Source organism: Pseudomonas halotolerans, from assembly GCF_039581215.1.
GTDB classification, from domain to species: domain Bacteria; phylum Pseudomonadota; class Gammaproteobacteria; order Pseudomonadales; family Pseudomonadaceae; genus Aquipseudomonas; species Aquipseudomonas tehranensis.
Window position 1 is genome coordinate 165,403 of the sequence record NZ_JBCNTJ010000013.1, and the last position, 23,885, is coordinate 189,287.

22 protein-coding genes are annotated in these 23,885 nt (G+C 61.0%); 15 read left to right on the forward strand and 7 right to left on the reverse strand.

Features of this window, described 5'->3' with window-relative positions:
- The first annotated feature begins 421 nt into the window (after positions 1–421).
- The 5 genes from cyoA to cyoE are packed head-to-tail and all read left to right on the forward strand — an operon-like array spanning position 422 to position 5,264.
- Positions 422–1,366: a ubiquinol oxidase subunit II gene (cyoA, locus tag AAIS01_RS18240; protein ID WP_343470088.1), complete on the forward strand. Its 945-nt coding sequence runs from the start codon at positions 422–424 to the stop codon at positions 1,364–1,366.
- A gap of 3 nt (positions 1,367–1,369) precedes the next feature.
- Entirely contained in the window at positions 1,370–3,400 is a 2,031-nt protein-coding gene (gene cyoB, locus AAIS01_RS18245) for a cytochrome o ubiquinol oxidase subunit I (protein WP_343470089.1), read from the forward strand.
- A 3-nt stretch (positions 3,401–3,403) separates the two neighbouring features.
- Positions 3,404–4,030, forward strand: coding sequence for a cytochrome o ubiquinol oxidase subunit III (locus AAIS01_RS18250; RefSeq protein WP_343470090.1), 627 nt, complete (start codon positions 3,404–3,406; stop codon positions 4,028–4,030).
- A complete protein-coding gene (gene cyoD, locus AAIS01_RS18255) occupies positions 4,031–4,366 on the forward strand; it encodes a cytochrome o ubiquinol oxidase subunit IV (protein WP_214963438.1) in 336 nt (111 codons plus the stop codon). It begins immediately after the preceding gene.
- Positions 4,367–4,376: 10 nt separating this feature from the next.
- A complete protein-coding gene (gene cyoE / locus AAIS01_RS18260) occupies positions 4,377–5,264 on the forward strand; it encodes a heme o synthase (protein WP_092393901.1) in 888 nt (295 codons plus the stop codon).
- 212 nt (positions 5,265–5,476) lie between these two features.
- Here the strand turns inward: cyoE and AAIS01_RS18265 are convergent, their stop codons facing one another.
- From AAIS01_RS18265 to AAIS01_RS18275, 3 genes are all read right to left on the reverse strand, one after another.
- Entirely contained in the window at positions 5,477–6,181 is a 705-nt protein-coding gene (locus AAIS01_RS18265) for a hypothetical protein (RefSeq protein ID WP_092456206.1), read from the reverse strand.
- 138 nt (positions 6,182–6,319) lie between these two features.
- A complete protein-coding gene (locus tag AAIS01_RS18270) occupies positions 6,320–7,333 on the reverse strand; it encodes a GGDEF domain-containing protein (protein WP_343470092.1) in 1,014 nt (337 codons plus the stop codon).
- A gap of 207 nt (positions 7,334–7,540) precedes the next feature.
- Positions 7,541–8,458 carry a LysR family transcriptional regulator gene (locus AAIS01_RS18275; RefSeq protein WP_343470094.1) on the reverse strand — a complete coding sequence of 306 codons (918 nt, stop codon included), beginning with the start codon at positions 8,456–8,458 and terminating at the stop codon, positions 7,541–7,543.
- Positions 8,459–8,556: 98 nt separating this feature from the next.
- Between AAIS01_RS18275 and AAIS01_RS18280 the strand changes: the two genes are divergently transcribed.
- Together AAIS01_RS18280 and AAIS01_RS18285 are read left to right on the forward strand one after the other, a co-directional pair.
- Positions 8,557–9,732: an aspartate aminotransferase family protein gene (locus AAIS01_RS18280; protein WP_343470095.1), complete on the forward strand. Its 1,176-nt coding sequence runs from the start codon at positions 8,557–8,559 to the stop codon at positions 9,730–9,732.
- A gap of 112 nt (positions 9,733–9,844) precedes the next feature.
- Entirely contained in the window at positions 9,845–10,579 is a 735-nt protein-coding gene (locus AAIS01_RS18285; RefSeq protein WP_305388119.1) for a YiaD family glycine zipper/OmpA-like lipoprotein, read from the forward strand.
- Between the two features lie 226 nt (positions 10,580–10,805).
- Here the strand turns inward: AAIS01_RS18285 and ehuA are convergent, their stop codons facing one another.
- The 4 genes from ehuA to ehuB all read right to left on the reverse strand — a co-directional run bounded on the left by ehuA (position 10,806) and on the right by ehuB (position 13,911).
- The gene (gene ehuA / locus AAIS01_RS18290; protein WP_431191934.1) at positions 10,806–11,675 is read right to left on the reverse strand and encodes an ectoine/hydroxyectoine ABC transporter ATP-binding protein EhuA; all 870 of its coding nucleotides are present in this window, start codon (positions 11,673–11,675) and stop codon (positions 10,806–10,808) included.
- A complete protein-coding gene (gene ehuD, locus AAIS01_RS18295; protein WP_343470096.1) occupies positions 11,675–12,331 on the reverse strand; it encodes an ectoine/hydroxyectoine ABC transporter permease subunit EhuD in 657 nt (218 codons plus the stop codon). The genes ehuA and ehuD overlap by 1 nt, the downstream gene beginning before the upstream one ends.
- A complete protein-coding gene (gene ehuC, locus AAIS01_RS18300) occupies positions 12,328–12,987 on the reverse strand; it encodes an ectoine/hydroxyectoine ABC transporter permease subunit EhuC (protein ID WP_092456217.1) in 660 nt (219 codons plus the stop codon). The genes ehuD and ehuC overlap by 4 nt, the downstream gene beginning before the upstream one ends.
- Positions 12,988–13,053: 66 nt before the next feature.
- On the reverse strand, positions 13,054–13,911 hold the full coding sequence (ehuB, locus tag AAIS01_RS18305) for an ectoine/hydroxyectoine ABC transporter substrate-binding protein EhuB (protein ID WP_343470097.1): 858 nt from the start codon (positions 13,909–13,911) through the stop codon (positions 13,054–13,056).
- Positions 13,912–14,201: 290 nt separating this feature from the next.
- Here ehuB and ehuR point away from each other — a divergent pair, with 290 nt between their 5' ends.
- From ehuR to AAIS01_RS18345, 8 genes are all read left to right on the forward strand, one after another.
- The gene (ehuR, locus tag AAIS01_RS18310) at positions 14,202–15,596 is read left to right on the forward strand and encodes a MocR-like ectoine utilization transcription factor EhuR (protein ID WP_343470098.1); all 1,395 of its coding nucleotides are present in this window, start codon (positions 14,202–14,204) and stop codon (positions 15,594–15,596) included.
- Positions 15,597–15,873: 277 nt separating this feature from the next.
- Positions 15,874–16,845 carry a hydroxyectoine utilization dehydratase EutB gene (eutB, locus tag AAIS01_RS18315; protein WP_343470100.1) on the forward strand — a complete coding sequence of 324 codons (972 nt, stop codon included), beginning with the start codon at positions 15,874–15,876 and terminating at the stop codon, positions 16,843–16,845.
- Positions 16,846–16,869: 24 nt separating this feature from the next.
- Positions 16,870–17,862, forward strand: coding sequence for a cyclodeaminase (locus AAIS01_RS18320; RefSeq protein ID WP_343470101.1), 993 nt, complete (start codon positions 16,870–16,872; stop codon positions 17,860–17,862).
- Between the two features lie 41 nt (positions 17,863–17,903).
- A complete protein-coding gene (doeA, locus tag AAIS01_RS18325; protein ID WP_343470102.1) occupies positions 17,904–19,094 on the forward strand; it encodes an ectoine hydrolase DoeA in 1,191 nt (396 codons plus the stop codon).
- Positions 19,095–19,097: 3 nt separating this feature from the next.
- Complete coding sequence (doeB, locus tag AAIS01_RS18330) at positions 19,098–20,099, forward strand: N(2)-acetyl-L-2,4-diaminobutanoate deacetylase DoeB (protein WP_092393855.1); 1,002 nt, start codon at positions 19,098–19,100, stop codon at positions 20,097–20,099.
- A 195-nt stretch (positions 20,100–20,294) separates the two neighbouring features.
- The gene (locus AAIS01_RS18335) at positions 20,295–20,774 is read left to right on the forward strand and encodes an Lrp/AsnC family transcriptional regulator (RefSeq protein WP_343470103.1); all 480 of its coding nucleotides are present in this window, start codon (positions 20,295–20,297) and stop codon (positions 20,772–20,774) included.
- A gap of 129 nt (positions 20,775–20,903) precedes the next feature.
- Positions 20,904–22,391 carry an NAD-dependent succinate-semialdehyde dehydrogenase gene (locus AAIS01_RS18340; RefSeq protein ID WP_343470105.1) on the forward strand — a complete coding sequence of 496 codons (1,488 nt, stop codon included), beginning with the start codon at positions 20,904–20,906 and terminating at the stop codon, positions 22,389–22,391.
- Positions 22,388–23,773, forward strand: coding sequence for an aspartate aminotransferase family protein (locus AAIS01_RS18345; protein ID WP_343470106.1), 1,386 nt, complete (start codon positions 22,388–22,390; stop codon positions 23,771–23,773). Before AAIS01_RS18340 ends, AAIS01_RS18345 begins: the two co-directional genes overlap by 4 nt.
- Positions 23,774–23,885 lie beyond the last annotated feature (112 nt).

Below are 23,885 nucleotides of genomic sequence, written 5' to 3' on the forward strand. Positions count from 1 at the left end.
GAATTTCGATAAGATGCGGGCTGGTTTCGAATTCTGCGGAAGATTGTTGCTCAGTTTGATGAAAATTATTTCAGGATAAGACATGGTCTCCGGCGCCTCAGCTCACTACAATCGCCCGCACCGAATTTCCGACCCGGCTCAGGCTTGAGCTCGTGAGGTGGTCGAAGGGCCCAAAGCCCCATGCGACCCCAGGTGTCGGTGCCTTCCAACTACCCGCACCAAATGGAATTGGGCTGTAACAAGGCCTTTGACCTACGAATTCGAATAAGAACTCACTGCTGGCCCGGGATGTGTCGAACAGCGTCTGACGCTGCGACGGTCAGCCCTTATTCAATCCAAGAAAAATGCCAACCCTTGGCAGGGTGAAGTGTTGGCGATCAAAACCCAACTGCATTGCGCAAGCTGCTTTAGAGGTCGTGAGATGAGTAAAAACAGGTACCCCCGATTACTAGGCTTGTTGCCTTTGCTCGGCACGTTGTTGCTGGGAGGCTGCAACATGACCTTGCTCGATCCCAAGGGTCAGGTCGGCCTGGATGAACGTAATCTGATCATCACCGCTACGCTGTTGATGTTGCTGGTCGTCGTGCCGGTTATCGTCATGACCTTCCTGTTCGCCTGGAAATACCGCGCGTCCAACACCAGTGCCACGTACACACCCAAGTGGTCGCATTCGACCAAGATCGAAGTGGCGGTGTGGACGATCCCGGTACTGATCATCATTGCCCTGGGTTACATCACCTACAAGTCCACCCATGCCCTTGACCCGTATCGTCCGCTGGATTCCGACGTCAAGCCGATCACCATTGAAGTGGTCTCCATGGATTGGAAGTGGCTGTTCATCTATCCGGAACAAGGCATCGCCACCGTCAACAAGATCGTGTTCCCGGCCCACACGCCGATCAATTTCAAAGTCACCTCCGACACTGTGATGAACTCGTTCTTCATCCCGGGCCTGGGTGGCCAGATCTACGCGATGGCGGGCATGCAGACCAAGCTGCACCTGATCGCCAACCAGAACGCCGAACTCGACGGTATCTCCGCCAACTACAGCGGCGCGGGCTTCACCGGCATGAAGTTCAAAGCAATCGCCACGACCCAGGAAGAGTTCGACGCCTGGGTCAACGATGTGAAGAAGGCACCTAAACAGCTTGAAAAAGCTGAATACGAAGCCCTTTCCAAGCCAAGCCAGAACAACCCAGTCGAGCTCTACTCCTCGGTCACGCCGAACCTGTTCCAGACCATCATCGACAAATATGAGGGCATGAAACCGGGCAAGCTGATCCACGAGAAGAAAGAGAAAGAAGTGGCCCACAACACGCAAGGGTTGGATTCGAGTTCGCATTCAGCTGCCGGGGCAGAGGAGTAAACGATGTTTGGTAAATTAAGTTGGGAAGCGATTCCGTTCCACGAGCCGATTGTCATGGTGACCCTCGCCATCATCGCGCTCGGTGGTCTGGCATTGTTCGCCGGGATCACTTACTTCAAGAAGTGGACCTACCTGTGGACCGAGTGGCTGACGTCGGTCGACCACAAGAAAATCGGCGTGATGTACATCATCGTTGCCATGGTCATGCTGCTGCGTGGTTTTGCCGACGCCATCATGATGCGTACCCAGTTGGCCATGGCCACCGAGGGTTCGCCTGGCTACCTGCCGCCTGAACACTATGACCAGATCTTCACCGCCCACGGCGTGATCATGATCATCTTCATGGCGATGCCATTCTTCACCGGCCTGATGAACCTTGCAGTGCCGCTGCAGATCGGCGCGCGTGACGTCGCCTATCCGTTCCTGAACTCCCTGAGCTTCTGGCTGCTGGTGTCCGGCGTGGTGCTGATCAACCTGTCCCTGGGCGTTGGCGAATTCGCCAAGACCGGTTGGGTTGCCTATCCGCCTCTGTCGGGTCTGCAATACAGTCCGGGCGTGGGGATGGATTACTACATCTGGGCGCTACAGCTATCGGGGCTTGGGACAACGCTAACGGGGGTCAACTTCCTGGCAACCGTGCTGAAGATGCGTACCCCGGGCATGAAGCTGATGGACATGCCGATCTTCACCTGGACCTGCACCTGGGCCAACGTCCTGATCGTCGCTTCGTTCCCGATCCTGACCGCGACCCTGGCTTTGCTGACGCTTGACCGTTACATGGATTTCCACATTTTCACCAATGAACTGGGTGGAAATCCGATGATGTACGTCAACCTGTTCTGGGCCTGGGGTCACCCCGAGGTGTACATCCTGATTCTGCCGGCGTTCGGGATTTTCTCCGAAGTCATCTCAACGTTCTCCGGCAAGAAGCTGTTCGGCCACCACTCGATGATCTACGCCAGCGGCGCGATCTCGGTGCTGGGCTTCATGGTCTGGCTGCACCACTTCTTCACCATGGGTTCGGGTGCCAGCGTCAACGCCTTCTTCGGTCTGGCGACGATGCTGATTTCGATCCCGACGGGTGTGAAGCTGTTCAACTGGCTGTTCACCATCTACCAGGGCCGTCTGCGTTTCACCAGCCATGTGCTGTGGACCCTGGGTTTCATGGTGACCTTTGCCATCGGCGGCATGACCGGCGTACTGCTGGCCATCCCGGGTGCGGACTTCGTGCTGCACAACAGCCTGTTCGTGATCGCGCATTTCCATAACGTGATCATCGGCGGCGCTGTCTTCGGCTACATCGCCGGCTTCGCCTTCTATTTCCCGAAAGCGTTCGGCTTCAAGCTGCACGAGGGCTGGGGCAAGGCTGCATTCTGGTTCTGGATCTCGGGCTTCTTCGTCGCGTTCATGCCGCTCTATGCACTGGGCTTCATGGGCATGACCCGTCGTCTGAACGCCACCACCAACCCTGAGTGGGTGCCGTACCTGTACGTCGCCATGTTCGGTGCGGTGATGATTGCCGTGGGTATCGCCTGCCAACTGATTCAGTTGTACGTCAGCGTGCGTGACCGCAAAAAGCCAGAGAACATGTGCGAGCACGGCGACCCGTGGAATGCCCATACCCTGGAATGGTCGACCTCCTCGCCACCACCGTTCTACAACTTTGCCGTGCTGCCGAAAGCGGACGTTATCGACCCGTTCACCGAAGCCAAGGAAAACGGGACCGCGTACCAGACTCCGACCAAGTACGCACCGATCCACATGCCCAACAACACCGCGACCGGTGTGGTCATGGGGGCGCTGTTGACGGTGTTCGGTTTCGCGATGATCTGGCACATCTGGTGGCTGGCCATCGCCAGTCTGGTCGGCACCGTGGTGTATTTCACCATTCATGCTGCCCGTGACGATCAGGGCTACATGGTGCCGGTGGATGTCATCGAACGCATCGAAGCCGAGCAGCACAAACGTCTGGTCGCGGCCGGGAAAGTCCCAGCCTCCGCCACCCGTGTTGAAACCTCGTTGGAACAGGCTTAAACCATGTCGAATTTAGTGACCACTGCTGGACACGCCCATGGTCATGACCATGGGCACGATGACCATCACCACGACTCGGGCGAGATGACCGTATTCGGTTTCTGGCTCTACCTGATGACCGACTGCATTCTGTTTGCGTCGATCTTCGCGGTGTACGCGGTGCTGGTTAACAACGTCGCCGGTGGCCCGTCGGGCCACGACATTTTCGAGCTGCCGTACGTGCTGGGTGAAACCGCACTGCTGCTGTTCAGCTCGATCACCTACGGCTTCGCCATGCTGGCGTTGTTCAAGGGCAAGAAAACCCAGGTATTGGGCTGGCTGGCCATGACTTTCCTGCTGGGCGCCGGCTTTATCGCCATGGAGATCAACGAGTTCCACATCCTGATCGCCGAAGGCTACGGCCCTAGCCGCAGTGGCTTCCTGTCCGGGTTCTTCACCCTGGTCGGCACCCACGGTCTGCACGTGACCAGCGGTCTGATCTGGATGGCGATCATGATGTACCAGGTCCACAAAAACGGCCTGACCGCCACCAACAAGACGCGCCTGAGCTGCCTGAGCCTGTTCTGGCACTTCCTGGACGTGGTGTGGATCTGCGTATTCACCGTTGTTTATCTGATGGGGACCCTGTAAATGGCTAACGCACATTCCCACGATGGCCACGACGCCGGCCACGGCAGCGTCAAGTCCTACGCCATCGGCTTCATTCTGTCGGTGATCCTGACGGTTATCCCGTTCGGCCTGGTGATGTACCCGTCATTGCCCAAGAGCCTGACCTTGTGGATCATCCTGATCTTCGCCGTGGTCCAGGTATTGGTGCACTTGGTGTACTTCCTGCACCTGGACCGCTCTGCAGCCCAGCGTAACAACGTGGTCGCATTTGTCTTTGCCGCGATTGTGATTGTTCTGCTGGTCGGCCTGTCGTTGTGGATCATGTTCAGCATTCACACCAACATGATGGCGAAGTGAGGTAGACCCGATGTCGCTCAAGCACTTTATCCAAATCACCAAACCGGGGATCATTTTCGGTAACGTGCTTTCAGTGGCAGGCGGGTTCTTCCTGGCCTCGAAAGGGCATGTCGATCTGGCCATTTTCCTGGCCGCGATGATCGGCACTTCCCTGGTGGTGGCATCCGGTTGTGTATTCAACAACTGCATCGACCGCGACATCGACATCAAGATGGAGCGCACCAAGAACCGCGCCCTGGTCCAGGGCCTGATCCCGGTGCAACTGGCCCTGGCGTTCGCCTCGGTACTGGGTGTGGCCGGTGTGGCGCTGCTGTATTGGGTAGCCAATCCGTTGGCCGCACTGTTCGCGGTGATCGGTTTTGTCATCTATGTCGGTTTCTACAGCCTGTACCTCAAGCGCAAGTCGGTTCACGGCACGCTGGTGGGCAGTCTGTCGGGGGCGATGCCGCCAGTGATCGGCTACGTGGCGGTCAGCAACAGCTTCGACATGGCGGCGCTGACGCTGCTGGTGATGTTCAGCCTGTGGCAGATGCCGCATTCCTACGCCATCGCGATCTTCCGCTTCAACGACTACCTGGCCGCTTCGATTCCGGTGCTGCCGGTCAAGCGTGGCATCCAGGTGGCCAAGAAGCACATCCTGCTCTACATCCTGGCCTTCCTCGTGGCGACCTTGATGCTGACCTTCAGCGGTTACGCCGGCATGAGCTACCTCGCCGTCGCCGCCGCCATGGGCATGTACTGGTTGTACATGGCCTGGACCGGCTACAAGGCGGTGGATGACACGGTCTGGGCACGCAAGCTGTTCGTGTTCTCGATCTTCACCATCACCGCCCTGAGCGTCATGATGTCCCTGGACTTCAAAGTGCCGAGTGAGCTGCTGCTGACTTACGCGCCTTAAGCTTCAGACGCTGCACAAAAAGCCCCGCCTTCGAGAGAAGCGCGGGGCTTTTTCATGGGGGTTGCCCGGGCTGTCGATGTTCCTGTGGGAGCGGGCTTGCTCGCGAATGCGGTGGGTCAGTTGACGGTGATGGCGGCTGACACAACGCCTTCGCGAGCAAGCCCGCTCCCACAGGTATTGGCGGCGGGCTGACCACCGCCGAACAAGAAGGCTTATTGCTGGGCGATGCTATAGCCGTCGAACGCTTTCTGCTGTTGCAGGGCGGTGACGATGCTTTTGCGGGTGACCGGTTGTTCGGTGCCGTCGTTGTCCAGGAAGATGTCATTTTCCAGCTCGGCCTGGTCGCCTTCGCCAACGAAACTGAAGCCCAGGAATTCGAAGGCCTCGCGGTCGACGTTCGGCTTGGAGCGTGGGGTGCGCAAGGGTAGGGTGACGCTGATGCCGTCCTTGCTGATGACAAACACTTCGGCCTCTTTCTTGGGCCGCGAAGCCTTGCCTTTGCTGCCGCTCGGATTGCTGATGGCCTGGTGGGTCTGGTTCAGCACTTTCAGGGCCAGGCCATACACCAGTTCCTGGAAGGTCGGGTCATCCTTGTAGCTGGACAGGATACGGCTGATGGGGAAGCGGCTGCTCAGGTCTTCCAGTGCTGCGAAATCGGCGGCTTCGGCGTCCTTGAGCTGCTTGAGCTGGCCCATCAGTTCGTAGGCCTTGTCATCGTCGAACGCGTCATGGGCCTGGCGGATGGCGTTGCGCAGCTCACGGATCTGGTCGCTTTCGCGGTTCGACTGGAACGCATCGAGAACCATCTCACTGATGCTTTTGGCCTGAGGCAGATGCTGTGAAAGATTGATGGAGTTTTCGTATTCCGCTTTGGACGACAGGGTGACTACGGATTCAGCGGTATTGGAATCGGACATTGAAATTTCACTACTTCTGTTAGCTGGATGAGGCGAGAAAGGCGTTGAGCTTTTTTCCGGTCGCCTAATCTATTGGACCCGGGCGGCGTTGTCACGGTTGAACCGGTGGCAGGTCAGCATTTGTTGTTCAGGTACGCCTCATTGGCAGATCACATTCTTGCCGGCCACCTTGGAGCGATACAGCGCCTGGTCCGCCCGGTCCAGCAGCATCGTGTGCGGCTCATCCTCACGCCGCTGCACCACGCCAAAGCTCATGGTGACCTGGAAATCGCCCACCGGCAGCAGGTCGGACAGACTCCGGCGAATGGTCTCAGCCATCAGGCAGGCGTCGGCCAGGGAGGTATTGGGCAAAATCATGATGAACTCATCACCCCCCCAGCGTGCGAGCAAGTCGCCGTCGCGTTCGCAGCGTTTTACAGCTTGGACCACTTGTACCAACGCTGCGTCGCCGAAAGCATGGCCGTAACGATCATTGATGTCCTTGAAGTCATCCACGTCCATGGCGATCAGTGACAACGGCTCGCGAAAGCGCTGGGCGCGCTCGCAGGCCAGCGGCAGGGCCTGTTCGAGGCGATAGCGGTTGGCGACCCGTGTCAGGGCGTCGGTTTCGGCAAGCCTGCGGTTTTCGTCGAGCTGGATCTGCAACTGGCGGTTGACCCGGGACAGTTCAAGTGTGCGCTCCTGGATGACGGCTTCCAGCGATTTGTTGCGCTGCTCCAGTTGTTCGAACAGACGTTTCTTGTCGTCAATGCTGCGATGGGCGCCGATCATGCGCGCCACGGTGCCGTCGGGGTTACGGGCGATCACATAGCCACGGTCCTCGATCCACATCCAGGAACCGTTGCGCATGCGACAGCGGTATTCGGCCTGGTAGTGATGGGCGCGTTGTTGCAGGTGGTCGTCGAACAGAGCCATCACCCGCGGATAGTCATCGGGATGGATCACGCTTTCCCACGTCAGCACGGTGTTATCGAGTGAGTGAGGGGGATACCCCAGCATTGTGTACCAGCCAGGGTTGCGGTAGACGAACCCGGTGTTGGCGTTCCAATCCCAGATGCCATCGCTGACCAGCTCAAGGATGGTGTGGAGCACACCTTCGTCCAGGCCGGACAGGTCGAGGCGCAGCATATCGATGTTCGAGGCGTCGCCCATCGTCGTTTCCTCAATCAGCCTTGATATCAAAGTGCTCGTCCAAGGATGAAGAGTAGCCGATAGGGCGCGAGGGGTACTAGCGGAGGCGATACCTTGAGCGTAGGAGCTGTCGAGCGAAGCGAGGCTGCGATCTTTTGATCTTTCGCTTGGGAGTCAAGCGTCAGGGGAAAGATCGCAGCCTCGTTGCACTCGTCAGCGCCTACGTTGTCACTCGGCTGGGGTTTGGGGGTTGCCCCATTTCTCCAAGGCAAACTCGACGAAGCTGCGCAACTTCGGCAAACGGTAGCGATCCTGGGCGTACATCAGGTTCATTGGGCGATGGGGCAGTTGATAGTCCTGCAGCAGCGCTACCAGTTGGCCGTCCTTCAGATCCTGCTCCACCAGCGCGTCGGGCAGCATCACCACGCCCATGCCGGCCAGGGCGGCGCGGTGCAGGCCCGAGGAGCTATTGATCAGCATCGGTCCGCTTACCGGCACCTTTATTTCCCCGTCCGGGCCGTTGATGGGCCAATGATCCTGGGCGAACCGCCACTCGTCGCCCGCCGGATAAGCGAATGACAGGCAGTCATGCTGTTGCAGGTCGACGGGTTTTTCCGGTGTGCCTCGCCGGGCCAGGTAAGCCGGGGAGGCGCAGATGGTCAGGGTGTAGTCCATCAAGGGGCGGGCGATGCATTTCGGGTCTGGATGACCCAGGCGGATGGCGACGTCGAAGCCGTGCTCAAGCAGGTCCAGGCGCTGGTTGGTCAGCACCACATCGAGCTTGACCTGCGGGTGACGCTGGCTGAACTCGGCCAGGGCCGGCGCGAGACGTTCGGTGCCGATGGTCAGCGGCGCGGTGATGCGCAAGAGCCCGGTGGGCTCGCCCTGGGTCTGTTCGGCCAGGCGTTCGGAGTCGGCCACCAGCCCCAGCACTTCTGAGCAGCGCTGATAGTAGACCGAGCCGAACTCCGTCAGGCGCTGACGACGGGTCGTACGGTTGATCAGGCGCACGCCGAGACGTTGCTCCAATGCACGAAGATGATTGCCCACCATGGTCGTAGACATTTCGCACGCTTGGGCCGCCGCCGTCAGGCTGCCAGTTTCTACCACCTTTACGTAAACGGTCATCGCCTGGAACAGGTCCATTATCAAGCTCAGCTTTTAAATGATTGAAGTAAAGCAGCATTTATCCATCAGGAGTGGCTAACCATACTGGAAAAAACCACCTGATGGAGCTTGAAGCCATGACCGCCCCCTGCCTGATGACCACTTACCAACCCCTGGCGCTGAATTTTACCCATGGGTTGGGGACGCGCCTGTGGGATCAGGACGGTCGCGAGTATCTGGATGCGGTGGCGGGCGTGGCCGTGACCAATGTCGGCCATTCCCACCCTCGGCTGGTGGCGGCTATCAGCGAGCAGGCCGGCCTGCTGCTGCACACCTCCAACCTGTACGGCATCGACTGGCAGCAGCGACTGGCGGAAAAACTCACTCGGCTCTCAGCAATGGAACGGGTGTTTTTTAATAACTCCGGTGCCGAGGCCAACGAAACCGCCCTGAAACTGGCGCGCCTTTATGGCTGGCATAAAGGTATCGAGCAGCCCTTGGTGGTGGTCATGGAGAATGCGTTTCACGGACGCACCTTGGGCACCTTGTCCGCCAGTGATGGCCCGGCGGTGCGCTTGGGCTTCAATCGGTTGCCGGGGGACTTCATCAAGGTGCCGTTCGGTGATCTGGCGGCGCTGGACACTGTCCAGCAGGTTCACGGCGAGCGCATCGTTGCGGTACTGGTGGAGCCGATCCAGGGCGAGAGCGGTGTGCAACTCGCACCGCCGGGCTATCTCAAGGCCTTGCGTCAACTGTGCACCCGGCGTGCCTGGTTGCTGATGCTCGACGAGATCCAGACCGGCATCGGCCGGACCGGCCAATGGTTTGCGTTCCAGCACGCAGGCATCGTGCCGGACGTCATGACCCTGGCCAAGGGCTTGGGCAATGGCGTGCCCATCGGCGCTTGCGTGGCCCGGGGCAAAGCCGCCGAGCTGTTTACACCCGGCAGTCATGGCAGCACCTTCGGGGGGAACCCGCTGGCCTGTCGGGTGGGCTGCACGGTGCTGGACATCATCCAGGAGCAAGGTTTGCTGGACAACGCCAGGCATCGGGGCGAACAGTTGCTCAATCGGTTGACGGCTGAACTGGCGGACAACCCGAACGTGCTGGCGATTCGTGGTCAGGGGTTGATGATCGGCGTCGAACTCAAGCAGCCGGTCCGCGACCTGACCCTTTGCGCCGCACGCGACCACGCTCTGCTGATCAATGTCACCCGGGGCAAGACCATCCGCTTGCTGCCGCCGTTGACGCTCGATGGACGGGAAGTGGAAATGATCGTCAGGGGCGTGAGCCGCTGCCTGGCGCAGGTGTAAGCCAGGCGAGACGCAGCGCACGGAATTTTTGCCAATTGCTGCGTTCCAACGCCAGCCAGAGTCGATAGCCTAAGCTCAGGTACTTCAGAACCAAAATACCAGGAGCATCTTCATGTTCACCTCGCGTCGCTTGATTGTTGTCGCAACCGCTGTGGCCCTGCTGTCCGGCTGCGCGTCGCCTAATCCTTATGACAACCAGGGGCAAGCCTCTACAGAGTCCTCCGGCATGAGCAAGACTGCCAAGTACGGCGGCCTCGGTGCCCTGGCCGGCGCGTTGGCCGGTGCGGCCATCGGTCACGATAACCGTGGCAAGGGTGCATTGATCGGCGCTGCGGTCGTGGGGGCTTCCGCAGCCGGTTACGGTTACTACGCCGACCAGCAGGAAAAGAAACTGCGTGCCAGCATGGCCAATACCGGCGTTGAAGTGCAGCGCCAGGGCGACCAGATCAAACTGATCATGCCGGGCAACATCACCTTCGCCACCGACTCGGCGAACATCGCGTCCAGCTTCTACCAGCCGCTGAACAACCTGGCCAACTCCCTCAGGGAGTTCAACCAGAACCAGATCGAAATCGTCGGTTACACCGACAGCACCGGCAGCCGCCAGCACAACATGGATCTGTCTCAGCGTCGTGCACAGAGCGTGGCGACCTACCTGACCTCTCAAGGTGTCAGTGGCGCCAACCTGACGGCCCGCGGCGCCGGCCCGGACAATCCGGTGGCGAGCAATGCCGACGTCAATGGCCGTGCGCAGAACCGTCGTGTCGAGGTCAACCTCAAGGCGATTCCGGGCCAGCAATACCAGGCACCGGCGCAGCAAGGGCAGACTTACCAGCAGTACCCATAACCGCTGGGCTGCAAATGAACGGGGGCCCCTAAAAACAGGGGCCCCCTTTTTTGCGGCTAGCGTTTGGACCTTTGTGGCGAGGGAGCTTGCTCCCGCTGGGCTGCGTAGCAGCCCCCAAAATCTTTCGACTCAATCCCCAGACACACCGTGTGTGGCTGGTTTTGGGCCTGCTGCGCAGTCCAGCGGGAGCAAGCTCCCTCGCCACAACAGTGTTCACTTTAGTGGGTTAGTTAGCTTCTTTCACCGCACTCAGAAACGCACACGTACGCTCCTGCTGCGGGTTTTCGAAGATCTGCGCCGGGGTGCCCTGTTCGTGGATCTGCCCTTTGTAGAAGAAGCACACCCGATCGGCGAATTCCCGGGCGAAGCCCATCTGGTGGGTCACCATCAACATGGTCAGGTTGTGCTCGGCCCCCAGCTTGCGGATCACATTCAGCACTTCGCCGCACAACTCCGGGTCTAGCGCCGAGGTCACTTCGTCAAACAGCATCACCTTGGGTCGCATCGCCAGCGCTCGGGCAATTGCCACTCGTTGCTGCTGGCCGCCAGACAACTGCGACGGGTAATGGTCGAGCTTGCTGCCCAGTCCCACCAGTTCCAGTAAATCGGCGGCGCGCTCGCGGGCTTCCTTGGGATGCATGCCCAGCACCTGCACAGGGGCTTCAATCACGTTTTGCAGCGCGGTCATGTGGGGAAACAGGTTGAAGCTTTGGAACACCATGCCGATCTTGCCGCGCACGCGACGGATGTGCCGGTCGTTGGCCGGCACCAGCACGCCGTTGCGGTTGGGCATGTGGGTCAGGGAGTCATCTTCGATGCGGATCTGGCCTTGGTCGATGCCTTCCAGGGTCATCAATACCCGCAACAATGTCGACTTGCCCGAACCGCTGGGGCCGATGATCGCGACTTTCTCACCAGGCGCGACATCCAGGTTCAGGTGATCGAGTACCGTAAAGCTGCCATAGCTTTTGGTCACGTCCTGGAAACTCACGATCGGCCGGGACGGTGTCTGATCTTGCATGGCCGGGGCCTCCTGCTGCGACGCCAGCGTGCTGCGGCGGGACAAATCGGTGGGCGAGGACAGGGGTAAAGTCATTAGCGTAGCTCCATGCGCGTTTCAAGGCGCCGTACCAGCCAGGCCAAGGCGAGGCTCAGGGCGAGAAAGAACAGGCCGACCATGGTGATCGGCTCCAGGTAACGGAAATGCTCGGAGCCGATGTTCTTGGCCTGCTGCATGATTTCCACCACGGTGATCGCCGACAGCACCGGCGTGTCCTTGAGCATCGCCACCAGGTAATTGCCCAGCGGCGGCACGATCGGCCGCAGCGCCTGGGGCAGGATGATGTTGCGGTAAGCGTTGTACGGAGCGATGTTCAGCGCCGTCACCGCTTCCCACTGCGCCCTCGGCACCGCGTCGAGGCCGCTGCGATAGACCTCGGCGATGTAGCAGGCGTAGTGCAGACCGATACCCAGGATCCCCACTTGCATGGCCGTCAGGCTCAAGCCGTAGTTAGGCAGCACGTAGTAAAGGAAATACACCTGGATCAGCAGCGGCGTACTACGAATGAACTCGATCACGGCGGTGGCCGGCCATGACAGCCAGACTTTTCGGCTGCGCCGACCAATGGCCAGGAACAGTCCCAGTACAATCGCGATCAGAAAGCCGATCAGGGTGATGCCCACCGTGTTGAGCGAGGCGCGCAGCAAGTCCGGCAGGATCTGTGCGGCGTAGGACCAGTCGAACAGGGTCATGACAGACCTCCCCGCATCCGGCCCCGGCTCAGTCGTCGTTCGACATGGCGCATGCCCAGGTTAATGGCCTGGGCGAGGATGAAATACATCACCAGCGCCAGGCTGAAGATCTCCAGGGTCTGAAAGGTTGCCTGATCCAGCTGCCGCGCGCGAAAACTCAGGTCGGACAAGGTGATCAACGACACCAGCGACGTGTTCTTCAGCAATTCGATCAGCAGGTTGGTGCCCGGTGGAATCGCCGCCAGCAGGGCCTGGGGCAGGATGATCCGTTTGAAGCGCTTGAAGCCGCTGAAATTCAGCGCCGTGCAGGCTTCGTACTGCCCCTTGGCCACCGAGCTGATGGCGCCGCGCATGACTTCGGCACCATACGCGCCGATGTGCAGACCCAGGCCGACAATCGCCACGGCGTAGGGGCTCAACTCAATGTTGAACGGTGGCAGTGGCAGCACGAAAAACAACCAGAACAACTGCACCAGCAGCGACGTGCCCCGAAACACTTCGATATAAGTGATGGAAAACCAGCGCAGCGCTCGCCACGGTGACAGTCGTCCCAGGGCCGCCAGGACTGCGGCGACAATGGCCAGCAGCGAGCCGAAAAAGGTCACCTGAAGCGTGACCCAGGCCCCTTGAATCAATAACGGAAGTAATTCGCCCATGGTTCAACCCGATATCCGATGAAGCAGGGAACAGGCATCACGCAGCGCGCGTCATGCCTGTTTCGGCTATGGCTGAGCGCAGAGCTCGGCCGCGGTTTTGCTGGTCACGTTGGACTTGTCGAAACCGAACGGCGCAACGGCCTTGAGGTGTTCTTCAGAGCCTAGCCATTTCTTCAGCTCGGCATTGACCGCATCGCGCAGGTCTTTGTCTTCGGGGCGGAAGGCCAGGGCGCCGTAGCCGATGTGCGACGGGTCGTCCTTGAACTCGGTCATCGCTTCAACCTTGTCACCGCCCTTGCTGGCCAGGCCCTTCATGGTCAGTTGCGTGCCGACGGCGGCGTCCGCGCGACCGGCGCGCACCGCTTGCAACTGCGCGGTGGTGTCGGGGACCTGAAGTATCTGTTCATCCTTGACCCCGGAATCCCGGGCGTAGGCCAGGTTCACCGTACCGGCCATGATTGCCAGCTTCACGTCCGGTTGCTTGGCGATGTCTTCATAGCTGTGAAGTTGCTTGGGATTGCCCTTGGCCACGAGCAGGGCATCGGGCAATTGGTATTGCGGATCGGTGAACAACACCTGCTTGCAGCGCGCCGGGGTGATGTACATGCCGGCGGCAATCACGTCGAAACGGCCAGCGCGCAGCCCGGGAATCAGCGAGCCCCATTCGGTGAGCACGCCATTGACCTGCTGGATGCCCATCTTGGCGAAGATGATCTTGGCGATTTCCGGTGATTCACCGGTCACGGTGCCGTCGGTTTCGGTGAAGGCGAACGGGGTTTCGTTGGCGTAGCCGATCCGGATGCTGCTGTTGCTTTTGACGGTATCGAGGGTGGCGGCGTGAACGCTGCCGGCCAGGCCAAGCACGGCACAGGTCATTAAGAGCCGACGCAGGGGCGCGCAGGTGACGGGAAGGAAATTGCTCATCGATAAAATCTCCTGTTTCTTGTGGATCCGTCGTTGGACGGCTCTGTGGTAGGAGGCAGTGTTACAAGAGCAAAGCGTACAGCGGCTGATCCGGCCTTGGCCTGGAATCGGGAATGGCGCCGGTACAGGTCGATCCGGCTTTTTTGTCGGGGCAGTGAACCCGCCTGGATGACGACCTTGGACCGAGCATACAAAAGCCCCGGCACCGATTGTATTGCACTAGGACAATTGCTTTGCCGCGATAGCCGCGGGATGCTGTGCGCACCAGAACACACGCGGGTTGCAGCGTCATGGATAAGTGGAAATCAGCCTTGGACGTTGCCCGTAGCGGTGAGTCCAAATACAAGATTCTGGTCCAGGCCATTGCCGACGATATCGAACAGGGGGCCCTGGCCAATGACCAGCGCTTGCCGCCGCAACGGCAAGTGGCCGACGCCATGGGCATCAGTGTTCAGACCGTCACCAATGCCTACAAGGAGCTGGAGCGCCAGGGGCTGGTGCGCTGTGAAGTGGGGCGCGGCAGCTTCGTTTCGCGACGCATGAGTGATCGGGTCGCGACCTACATTCTCGACAGCCCCGAGCGCGCGCTGGTGGATTTTTCCATCACGCGAATCATGCACACCCGCGAGCACGACCAGTTCTGGCGCGACACCTGCCTTGAGCTGAGCACCGAAGAAGACCAGCCGTGGATTCATGCTTTTCGTCCGATCGCAGGTTTTGAATCCCATCGCGAAGCGGCCGCCCAATGGATTGGCCGCCAGAGGTTGAAGGTTGATCGCAACGACATATTGATCACCAACGGCGCGGCCCATGGGATTTTCCTCGCCCTCGCGTCCCTGGCGGGGCCCGATGATGTGGTGCTCTGCGAAGGAGTGACCGACCACGGGGTGATCGGCAATTCCCAGGTGCTGGGTTTCACCCTCAAGGGCCTGGAGATGGATCGCTATGGCATCGACCCTGAACACTTCGAGGACATGTGCAGCAACGAGCGCATCACCGCGCTGGTGTGCACGCCGAACCTGAACAACCCCACCACCAGCCTGATGCCCGACACCCGCCGCCGGGAAATCGCCGAGATAGCCCGGCGCTTTGGGGTGCACATCATCGAAGACGACGTATACGGTCCGCTGCTGGACGAGCGCCGTGCGCCGCCCATCAGCCACTACCTGCCGGAGCTGTCGTTTTATTGCACCAGCATGACCAAGTCGGTGCTCACGGGGCTGCGCATCGGTTACCTGGTGGTGCCCAAGCGCCTGGCGCTGCGCACCGAGAGCATCCTGCGGGTCAACAGTTGGATGGCCACGCCGATGGTCTCGGAGATTGCCGCGCGCTGGATCCGCGACGGGCGCGCAGAGTCGCTGGTGCATTTGCAGCGCCGGCTATTGGCGGGGCGTCAGGCGATGGTGACCGAGTACATGGGCGAGCACGTGCTGGGTCAGCATCCCCACGCCTTGAACGCCTGGATCGGCATCCCGCCCCATTGGGAGGTGGACAGCCTGGTGCGGGCGCTACGGCACAAGCACATCGCTGTGACCTCTCCCGACCCGTTCACCGTGCGCGGCACCCCAAAACCCCGGGCGGTGCGGGTATGCGTAGGCGCCGAATGCAGCGACAAAGAAATGCGCCATGCGCTGATCGGCATGCGGGACATCTTCAACCAATACCCGCAGATCCATGATTTCTGAAACGCCGAATTGGTGAACGACACAGCCCTTCTGTGGGAGCGGGCTTGCTCGCGAAGGCGGCGGCATATCCAGCATTGATGTAACGGGTAGACCGCTTTCGCGAGCAAGCCCGCTCCCACAAGGGAATTGCGGTGGGCTCGGAATCTGTGTTCACCCCAGTCAAATGGTGGGGGGCTTGGAGGGTATTCAGCTAATCGAACTAAATTGCCCTAGTACATTCATCACCACAATCCAGCCCTCTTAGACTGCGCCCAACACATCAGCTCGGGACGCGGTCATGGCAGTGTTGCAGCTACAGGATGTCTATCTCGCTCGCCAGCGCATCGAATCGCGGGTGCGGCGTACGCCCATGGAGCATTCCCCCAGCCTGTCACGGCTGATGGGCGTGGCGGTGTACCTCAAGCTCGAATCCCTGCAAATCACCGGCAGCTTCAAGCTGCGCGGCGCGACTAATGCCGTGGCCCAGCTCAGCCCTGAGCAAAAGGCCCTGGGGGTGGTCACCGCATCGACCGGCAATCACGGCCGTGCGCTGGCTCATGCTGCTTCGCAGCAAGGGGTCAAGGCGATTGTCTGTCTGTCGAACCTGGTGCTGGCCAATAAGGTGCAAGCGATCCGCGACCTGGGGGCCGAGGTGTGCATCGTCGGCCGGTCCCAGGACGATGCCCAGCGCGAAGCCGAACGCATCGCCAGAGAACAGGGTGCGACCTTCCTGCCGCCTTTCGACCATCCGGCGATCATCGCCGGTCAGGGCACCCTCGGCCTGGAGATTCTCGAACAACAGCCGGACGTGGCCCAGGTGCTGGTGCCGTTGTCCGGTGGCGGCCTGTTCGCCGGCGTGGCCCTGGCGCTCAAAAGTGCGAATCCGGCGATTCAGGTGCATGGCATCAGCATGGCCCGAGGCGCCGCGATGGATGCCAGCCTCGCCGCCGGGCATCCGGTGGCGGTCGAGGAGTTGCCCACGCTGGCGGACTCCCTCGGCGGCGGCATCGGCCTGGACAACCGCTACACCTTCGACATGACCCGACAACTGAGCGACGCCGTGCATTTGCTTTCGGAAGCGTCCATCGCCAACGCCTTGCGCCACGCCTATCACGAGGAGCGCCTGGTGCTTGAAGGGGCTGCCGTAGTCGGCATTGCCGCTTTGCTCGACGGCCTGATCGAACCGCGCGGCCCCATTGTGCTGGTGATCAGCGGGCGCAATGTTGACACCGAACAACATGCCCGCGTGCTCGCCGGGGCCCATCAATAATCCTCATCCGCAACGGAGCTTGTCATGAGCGAAGTCACCCTATTGAGCGAAGCGGATCTGCGCAGTTGCGTAGCCCTCGACTTGCCCAGCATCGACGCCATCGAACAGGCCTTTGTGCTGCTGGCGACGGCGGCTGTGGCGATGCCGCCGATCCTGCGGCTGGACATCCCCGAACATAACGGTGAGGTGGACGTGAAGACCGCTTACCTGCCGGGCCTGGAGCGGTTTGCGATCAAGGTCAGCCCGGGTTTCTTCGATAATCCGAAACTCGGCCTGCCCAGCCTCAACGGCATGATGATGTTGCTGTCGGCGCGCACCGGTTTGCTGGAGGCCCTGTTACTCGACAACGGCTACCTCACCGCCGTGCGCACGGCGGCGGCCGGGGCGGTGGCGGCGCGCTGCCTGTCTCGTGAGGCAAGCCGCCGCGTGGCGCTGATCGGGGCCGGAGAACAGGCGGCGTTGCAGCTTCAGGCGCTGCGGCTGGTGCGGCCCATCGAAGAGGTGCGGGTCTGGGCTCGCGATGCACAAAAGGCCCAGGCCTTCAGTACCGAACTGGCACGTGACACGGGGCTTCCGGTGACCCCGTGCGCAACGGTCGACGCCGCGCTGCAAGGCGTGGACATTGCCATCACCTGCACCCCCAGTCGTGAACCGCTGATCGAAGCCCGGCACCTGCATCCGGGCCTGCATATCACCGCGATGGGCTCGGACGCGGAACACAAGAACGAGATTTCCCCGCAAGCCTTGGCGGCCGTCGACTGCTACGTCGCCGATCGCCTGAGCCAGACCCGCGTGCTTGGCGAATTGCATCACGCCCTGACGGCCGGAGTCGTCGGCGATGAGGCAGCGTTGCTGGAGCTGGGCCAGGTGCTGGCGGGGCAGCGAGCCGGGCGGACCGATGAGGCGCAAGTCACCTTGTGCGACCTCACCGGCACCGGCGCCCAGGACACCGCCATCGCCAACCTGGCTTTCGAGCGGGCGCGGGCGGCGGGCAAGGGGTTCCCATTCGGTCGTTGACCGATCTTTTATTCGTGCGTCATTGCTCAGAGGGCAGGTGGATGTCAGAGATAGTCGTCAATCTTCCGTTCCAGCGGGAGGAATACGCCCAGCGCCTGGCGAAGGTCCGCGTGGCCATGCAGGTCCAGGGCCTGGAGCTGTTGCTGGTTACCGATCCGTCGAATATGGCTTGGCTCACCGGCTACGACGGTTGGTCGTTCTACGTGCACCAGTGCGTGCTGTTGGCACTGGACGGCGAGCCCGTGTGGTTCGGTCGCGGCCAGGATGCCAACGGTGCCAAACGCACGGTGTTCATGCAGGCCGATAATATCGTCGGCTACCCGGACATCTACGTGCAGTCGCGCGAGCGTCATCCCATGGATTACCTGTCCCGGGAAGTGATCACTGCCCGTGGCTGGGGCGCGCTGACCATTGGCGTGGAGATGGACAACTATTACTTCAGCGCCGCCGCGTACCTGTCGCTGCAAAAGCATTTACCTCAGGCCAAATTGGTGGATGCGGTGGGCCTGGTGAACTGGCAGCGGGCGGTCAAGTCCCCCCAGGAAATCGCCTACATGCGCATCGCCGCGCGCATCGTCGAGAACATGCACGGTCGGATTCTGGAGCGGATCGAACCGGGTATGCGCAAGAACGAACTGGTGGCCGAGATCTACAGCAGTGGCATTCTCGGCGCCGATGGCCATGGCGGCGATTACCCGGCCATCGTGCCCTTGCTGCCCACCGGTGCCGACGCCAGCGCGCCGCACCTGACCTGGGACGATTCGCCGTTCGAGAAGGGCGCCGGGACTTTTTTCGAGATCGCCGGTTGCTACAAGCGTTACCACTGCCCGCTGTCGCGCACCATCTACCTGGGCAAGCCACCGCAACATTTTCTCGACGGCGAAAAAGCCGTGGTCGAGGGCATCGCCGCTGGCCTGGACGCGGCGAAGCCGGGCAACACCACGGGCGACATCGCCGTGGCGTTTTTCAAAGTGCTGGAGAAGTTCGGCATCCACAAGGACAGCCGGTGCGGCTACCCGATCGGCATCAGTTACCCGCCGGATTGGGGCGAACGCACCATGAGCCTGCGCCCCGGCGACACCAGCGTGTTGCAACCGGGCATGACGTTCCACTTCATGCCAGGTTTGTGGATGGACGATTGGGGCCTGGAAATCACCGAAAGCATTCTGATCACCGAGACCGGCGTCGAGACGCTGTGCAACGTGCCTCGTCAATTGTTCGTGAAGGATTGAGCCATGACTGATTTGCCCGCCAATCCCATCAGCGCCACGGTCGATTTCACCCGCGAGGGTGTGCAGCACGGCTTTCTCAAGCTGCCGTATTCGCGAGACGATTCGGCCTGGGGCGCGGTGATGATTCCCATCACCGTGATCCAGCGCGGCAGTGGCCCGACGGCGCTGCTCAGTGGTGGCAACCATGGCGATGAGTACGAAGGCCCGGTGGCCCTGAGCAAGCTGGCGCAGCGGTTGACCGCGCAAGAGGTGAGCGGAAGGGTGATTATCGTGCCGTTCATGAACACCCCGGCGTTCCATGCCGCACGCCGTACCTCGCCCATCGACAAGGGCAACCTCAATCGCAGTTTTCCCGGCAAGCCGGACGGCACCGTTACCGAGAAAATCGCTGACTATTTCAACCGGACGTTGCTGCCTTTGGCTGACATCGTCCTGGACATCCACTCCGGTGGCCGGACCCTGGACTTCCTGCCGTTCGCCGCCTGTCACGTGTTGCCGGACAAGCAGCAACAGGCCCGCTGCGAGGCAGGGATGCTGGCGTTCAATGCGCCGTATTGCATGCGCATGCTGGAACTGGACGCCGGGGCGATGTACGACACCGCCGCCGAATCCCAGGGCAAGGTGTTTGTCACCACCGAACTGGGCGGCGGTGGCTCATCGACGGCTCGTAGCGTGGCGATTGCCGAGCGCGGCGTGCGCAACCTGCTGATCCACGCCGGCATCCTGCGCGGCGAAATCGAGCTACAGCCCTCGTTGATGCTCGACATGCCCGATGCCAGTTGCTTCATCGCCAGCGAACACGACGGCCTGCTGGAAATGTGTCGCGACCTGGGAGAACACGTGACCCTGGGCGAGGTGGTGGCGCGCATCTACGACGCCACCCGCAGCGGCGTCGCCCCCATTGAATACCGCGCCGCCCGCAGCGGTCTGCTGGCGGCCCGGCACTTTCCAGGGCTGGTGCGATGCGGCGATACGTTGGCGGTGATTGCGGATGTGTTGGTGTAGGCCTGACTGCACTCCGCACCTGTGGCGAGGGGATTTATCCCCGCTGGGTTGCGCAGCGACCCTAAAACCTGACACCTCGGTATGTCAGGTAAATTGAGTCTGCAGGTTGTGGGGCTGCTCCGCAGCCCAGCGGGGATAAATCCCCTCGCCACAGTAATCGGTGTGATGTCTGAACTGCCTGGAGAGCCCCGGCCCATGCACAAGCTCGATCGCTATGACCTCAAGATCCTGCAGATCCTCGCCGAGGACGGGCGGATCACCAAGTCGAGTCTGGCCGAGGCGATCAACCTTTCGGTGACGCCGGCCTGGGAGCGGGTGCGCAAGCTGGAAATGGCCGGGCTGATCACCGGCTATCGGGCGCAGATCGACTGGGGCGCGGTGTTCAAACGTCAACAGGTGCTGGTGGAAATCACCCTGGCCCGACACACCGCCCAGGACATGCGTCGCTTCGAGCAGCGCATGACCGCCACCCCGCAAGTCGCGTTCTGTTACGCCACCGGTGGCGGGGTGGATTACCTGGCGATGATCCAGTCTCCAGACATCGATCACTACCAGCGCTTTGTCGATCAACTGCTGCTCGAAGACCTCGGTATCGAGCGCTATTTCACCTACATCGTCACCAAAGTCATCAAGACCGGCGGCGCCTTGCCGGCGGAGCTGGCACCGTCAACCTGAGCACCGCAGAAATCACTTTTGCAGCCCCTTGTTTCAGAAAAAACTAAGCAATGACCCACGGCAAACACCCGATTATCCAAGTGCCGCTGCCCTAGCATGGTTTCACGCACACGGTCTGGAGTGAACGTCATGACTTATCAACATCCGCTGCTGTTCAAAGCGCTTTGCTACATCGATGGACAGTGGGTCCACAGCGACAGCGGCCACAGCGTTGCCGTGCACAATCCCGCCACCCGCACGGTGATCGGCCATGTGCCGATGCTGGATCAGCCGCAGATTGTCGCGGCGGCGGATGCGGCCCACCAGGCATTCCCTGCGTGGCGTGAACAGAGCCTGGATGCCCGGGGCAAGATTCTACGACGCTGGGCGGCGTTGATCGTCGAACACAGCGAAGACCTGGCGCGCATCCTCAGCCTCGAGCAGGGCAAATCGTTGGCCGAGTCCCGCGGCGAAATCGCCTATGCCGCCAGTTTCATCCCGTGGTTCGCTGAAGAAGCCCGGCGCCTGTACGGGCAGAATATCCCCAGCCATATTCCCAATGCTCACCTGGGTACGATCAAAGAACCGGTGGGCGTCTGCGCGCTGCTGACACCGTGGAATTTCCCGTCGGCGATGATCACCCGCAAGGCGACCGCCGCCCTCGCTGCCGGTTGCACCGTGGTCATCAAGCCGGCCCACGAAACGCCATACTCGGCTTTGGCCTTGGCCCAGCTGGCCGAGGAAGCGGGGTTCCCCGCCGGGGTCTTCAACGTGGTGTTGGGTGAGCCGCAGATGACCATGGAAACCCTGGTCAAGGATCGCCGTGTCCGCTCAGTGAGTTTCACCGGCTCGACCCGGGTCGGCAAACGGGTGCTGCAAGCGGCCGCCCATGACGTGAAGAAAGTCGCCCTGGAGTTGGGCGGCAACGCGCCGTTCATTGTCTGCGCCGATGCTGACCTGGCGCTGGCGGTGAAAGTCGCCGTGGAGGCGAAGTTCCAGACCTCGGGCCAGGATTGCTGCGCGGCGAATCGAATCATGGTGCAGCGCCCGGTGTATCAGGCGTTCCTTTCTCGATTTGCGGCGGCGGTGCGCGCCTTGCGGGTCGGGCCGGCCATGGTCGATCAACAGGAGCAGGACGTGGACGTCGGCCCGCTGATGCATCAGGCCGCGCTCGACGTAACGGCCGATCGGGTCGCCGATGCGCTGGCCCTTGGCGCCCAGCGCCTGGTGGGAGGAGAAGCCCATGCCTTGGGCGGGTTGTTCTATCAGCCGACGGTACTGGCTGATGTCACGCCGCAAATGCGCATCTACCGCGAAGAAAATTTCGCGCCCATCGCCGGGGTGATGCCGTTCGACACTCTGGACGACGCCATCGAAATGGCCAACGACACCGAATACGGGCTGGCGGCCTATATTTGCTCCAACCGCCTGGACCTCATTTATCCACTGATTCGCCGTCTCGACCACGCCATGGTCGCGGTCAACGGCGTCAAGTTCACCGGCCATCCGATTCCCTTCGGTGGCATGAAAGCCTCGGGCCTTGGCCGCGAGGGTGGCAGCGAGGGCTTCGAGCCCTTCGTCGAAACCAAATACTTTTGCCTGCACCATCAAGGCCAGTTCCCAGGAGAGCCCGCATGAGCCAAGAACTCAACACGCTGTTCGAACAAGACCGTGCGCATTTCATGCACCCCTCGACCCACGCCCACGATCACGCCAGCGGTGCGCTCAAGGGCCGGATCATCAAGAGCGCGTCGGGCATCCGCATTCGCGATCATGAAGGCCGTGATTTCATCGACGCCTTTGCCGGCCTCTACTGCGTGAACATCGGCTACGGCCGCACCGAAGTGGCCGATGCCATCTACCAGCAGGCCAAGGAGCTGGCCTATTACCACACCTACGTCGGCCACTCGAGCGAGGCGATCGTCGAACTGTCCAGTCGCATCATGGACTGGGCCCCAGAGGGGATGAAGAAGGTCTACTACGGCCTGTCTGGTTCCGATGCCAACGAAACCCAGGTCAAACTGGTGCGTTACTACAACAACGTGCTGGGCCGGCCGCAGAAGAAAAAAATCATCTCCCGCGACCGTGGCTACCATGGTTCGGGCATCATGACCGGCAGCCTGACTGGGCTGGCGACCTTCCACCAGCATTTCGACCTGCCAGTGGAAGGGGTCAAGCACACCGTGTGTCCCCACTGGTATCGCAAGGCCCCGGCGGGGATGGATGAAGCGGCGTTCGTGCGTTACTGCGCCGATGAGTTGGAAAAAATGATCCTGGCTGAAGGGCCGGATACCGTGGCGGCGTTCATCGGTGAACCGTTGATGGGCACCGGTGGCATCATTGTTCCGCCGGCCGGTTATTGGGATGCGATCCAGGCGGTGTTGAACAAATATGATGTGCTGTTGATTGCCGATGAAGTGGTCTGCGCGTTCGGCCGCCTGGGTTCGAAAATGGGCAGTCAGCGCTACGGCATGAAGCCGGACCTGATTACCACCGCCAAAGGCCTGACCAGCGCATATGCGCCGTTGTCGGCGGTGATCATCGGGGAAAAGGTCTGGAGCGTGATCGAAAAAGCCTCCCAGACCGAAGGCGCCATGGGGCACGGCTGGACCTATTCAGGACATCCGATCTGCGCGGCGGCGGCACTGGCCAACCTCGACATTCTCGAGCGGGAAAACCTCACGGCCAACGCCGAGGATGTCGGCGGCTACCTGAACCGCCGGCTGCGTGAAAGCCTCGAAGGCCATCCGCTGGTGGGTGAAGTGCGCGGTGACGGCATGCTCGCGGCGGTGGAGTTCATGGCTGATCGCGAGCAGCGCAGTGCTTTTGATCCAACGCTGAAAGTCGGCCCCAGGGTCTCGGCCGCTTGCCTGGAACGCGGCATGATCGCCCGCGCCATGCCTCACGGCGACATCCTGGGCTTCGCCCCGCCGCTGATCCTGACCCGCGAAGAGGCGGACCTGATCGTCGACATCACCAAAGGCGCAATCGATCAGGTGGCGGGTGAAGTGTTGGCTTGAGATTTGTGGTGAGCGCGAAATTCGGAATATCGGCGATCCAGTGTGGGAGCGGGCTTGCTCGCGAAAGCGGTCTGAAGTCGATCGATAATGTTGGATGTGCCACCGCCTTCGC

Bases quoted from the DNA above. Each gene is read 5' to 3' on its own strand.
- cyoE (WP_092393901.1), top strand. From the start codon at position 4,377: ATGTCGCTCAAGCACTTTATCCAAATCACCAAACCGGGGATCATTTTC.
- AAIS01_RS18265 (WP_092456206.1), bottom strand. From the start codon at position 6,181: ATGTCCGATTCCAATACCGCTGAATCCGTAGTCACCCTGTCGTCCAAA.
- ehuR (WP_343470098.1), top strand. From the start codon at position 14,202: ATGGATAAGTGGAAATCAGCCTTGGACGTTGCCCGTAGCGGTGAGTCC.
- eutB (WP_343470100.1), top strand. From the start codon at position 15,874: ATGGCAGTGTTGCAGCTACAGGATGTCTATCTCGCTCGCCAGCGCATC.
- ehuC (WP_092456217.1), bottom strand. From the start codon at position 12,987: ATGGGCGAATTACTTCCGTTATTGATTCAAGGGGCCTGGGTCACGCTT.
- doeA (WP_343470102.1), top strand. From the start codon at position 17,904: ATGTCAGAGATAGTCGTCAATCTTCCGTTCCAGCGGGAGGAATACGCC.
- AAIS01_RS18275 (WP_343470094.1), bottom strand. From the start codon at position 8,458: ATGGACCTGTTCCAGGCGATGACCGTTTACGTAAAGGTGGTAGAAACT.
- AAIS01_RS18335 (WP_343470103.1), top strand. From the start codon at position 20,295: ATGCACAAGCTCGATCGCTATGACCTCAAGATCCTGCAGATCCTCGCC.
- ehuA (WP_431191934.1), bottom strand. From the start codon at position 11,675: ATGACTTTACCCCTGTCCTCGCCCACCGATTTGTCCCGCCGCAGCACG.
- doeB (WP_092393855.1), top strand. From the start codon at position 19,098: ATGACTGATTTGCCCGCCAATCCCATCAGCGCCACGGTCGATTTCACC.
- AAIS01_RS18320 (WP_343470101.1), top strand. From the start codon at position 16,870: ATGAGCGAAGTCACCCTATTGAGCGAAGCGGATCTGCGCAGTTGCGTA.
- AAIS01_RS18270 (WP_343470092.1), bottom strand. From the start codon at position 7,333: ATGGGCGACGCCTCGAACATCGATATGCTGCGCCTCGACCTGTCCGGC.
- AAIS01_RS18250 (WP_343470090.1), top strand. From the start codon at position 3,404: ATGTCGAATTTAGTGACCACTGCTGGACACGCCCATGGTCATGACCAT.
- cyoD (WP_214963438.1), top strand. From the start codon at position 4,031: ATGGCTAACGCACATTCCCACGATGGCCACGACGCCGGCCACGGCAGC.
- ehuB (WP_343470097.1), bottom strand. From the start codon at position 13,911: ATGAGCAATTTCCTTCCCGTCACCTGCGCGCCCCTGCGTCGGCTCTTA.
- cyoB (WP_343470089.1), top strand. From the start codon at position 1,370: ATGTTTGGTAAATTAAGTTGGGAAGCGATTCCGTTCCACGAGCCGATT.
- AAIS01_RS18345 (WP_343470106.1), top strand. From the start codon at position 22,388: ATGAGCCAAGAACTCAACACGCTGTTCGAACAAGACCGTGCGCATTTC.
- cyoA (WP_343470088.1), top strand. From the start codon at position 422: ATGAGTAAAAACAGGTACCCCCGATTACTAGGCTTGTTGCCTTTGCTC.
- AAIS01_RS18340 (WP_343470105.1), top strand. From the start codon at position 20,904: ATGACTTATCAACATCCGCTGCTGTTCAAAGCGCTTTGCTACATCGAT.
- AAIS01_RS18285 (WP_305388119.1), top strand. From the start codon at position 9,845: ATGTTCACCTCGCGTCGCTTGATTGTTGTCGCAACCGCTGTGGCCCTG.
- AAIS01_RS18280 (WP_343470095.1), top strand. From the start codon at position 8,557: ATGACCGCCCCCTGCCTGATGACCACTTACCAACCCCTGGCGCTGAAT.
- ehuD (WP_343470096.1), bottom strand. From the start codon at position 12,331: ATGACCCTGTTCGACTGGTCCTACGCCGCACAGATCCTGCCGGACTTG.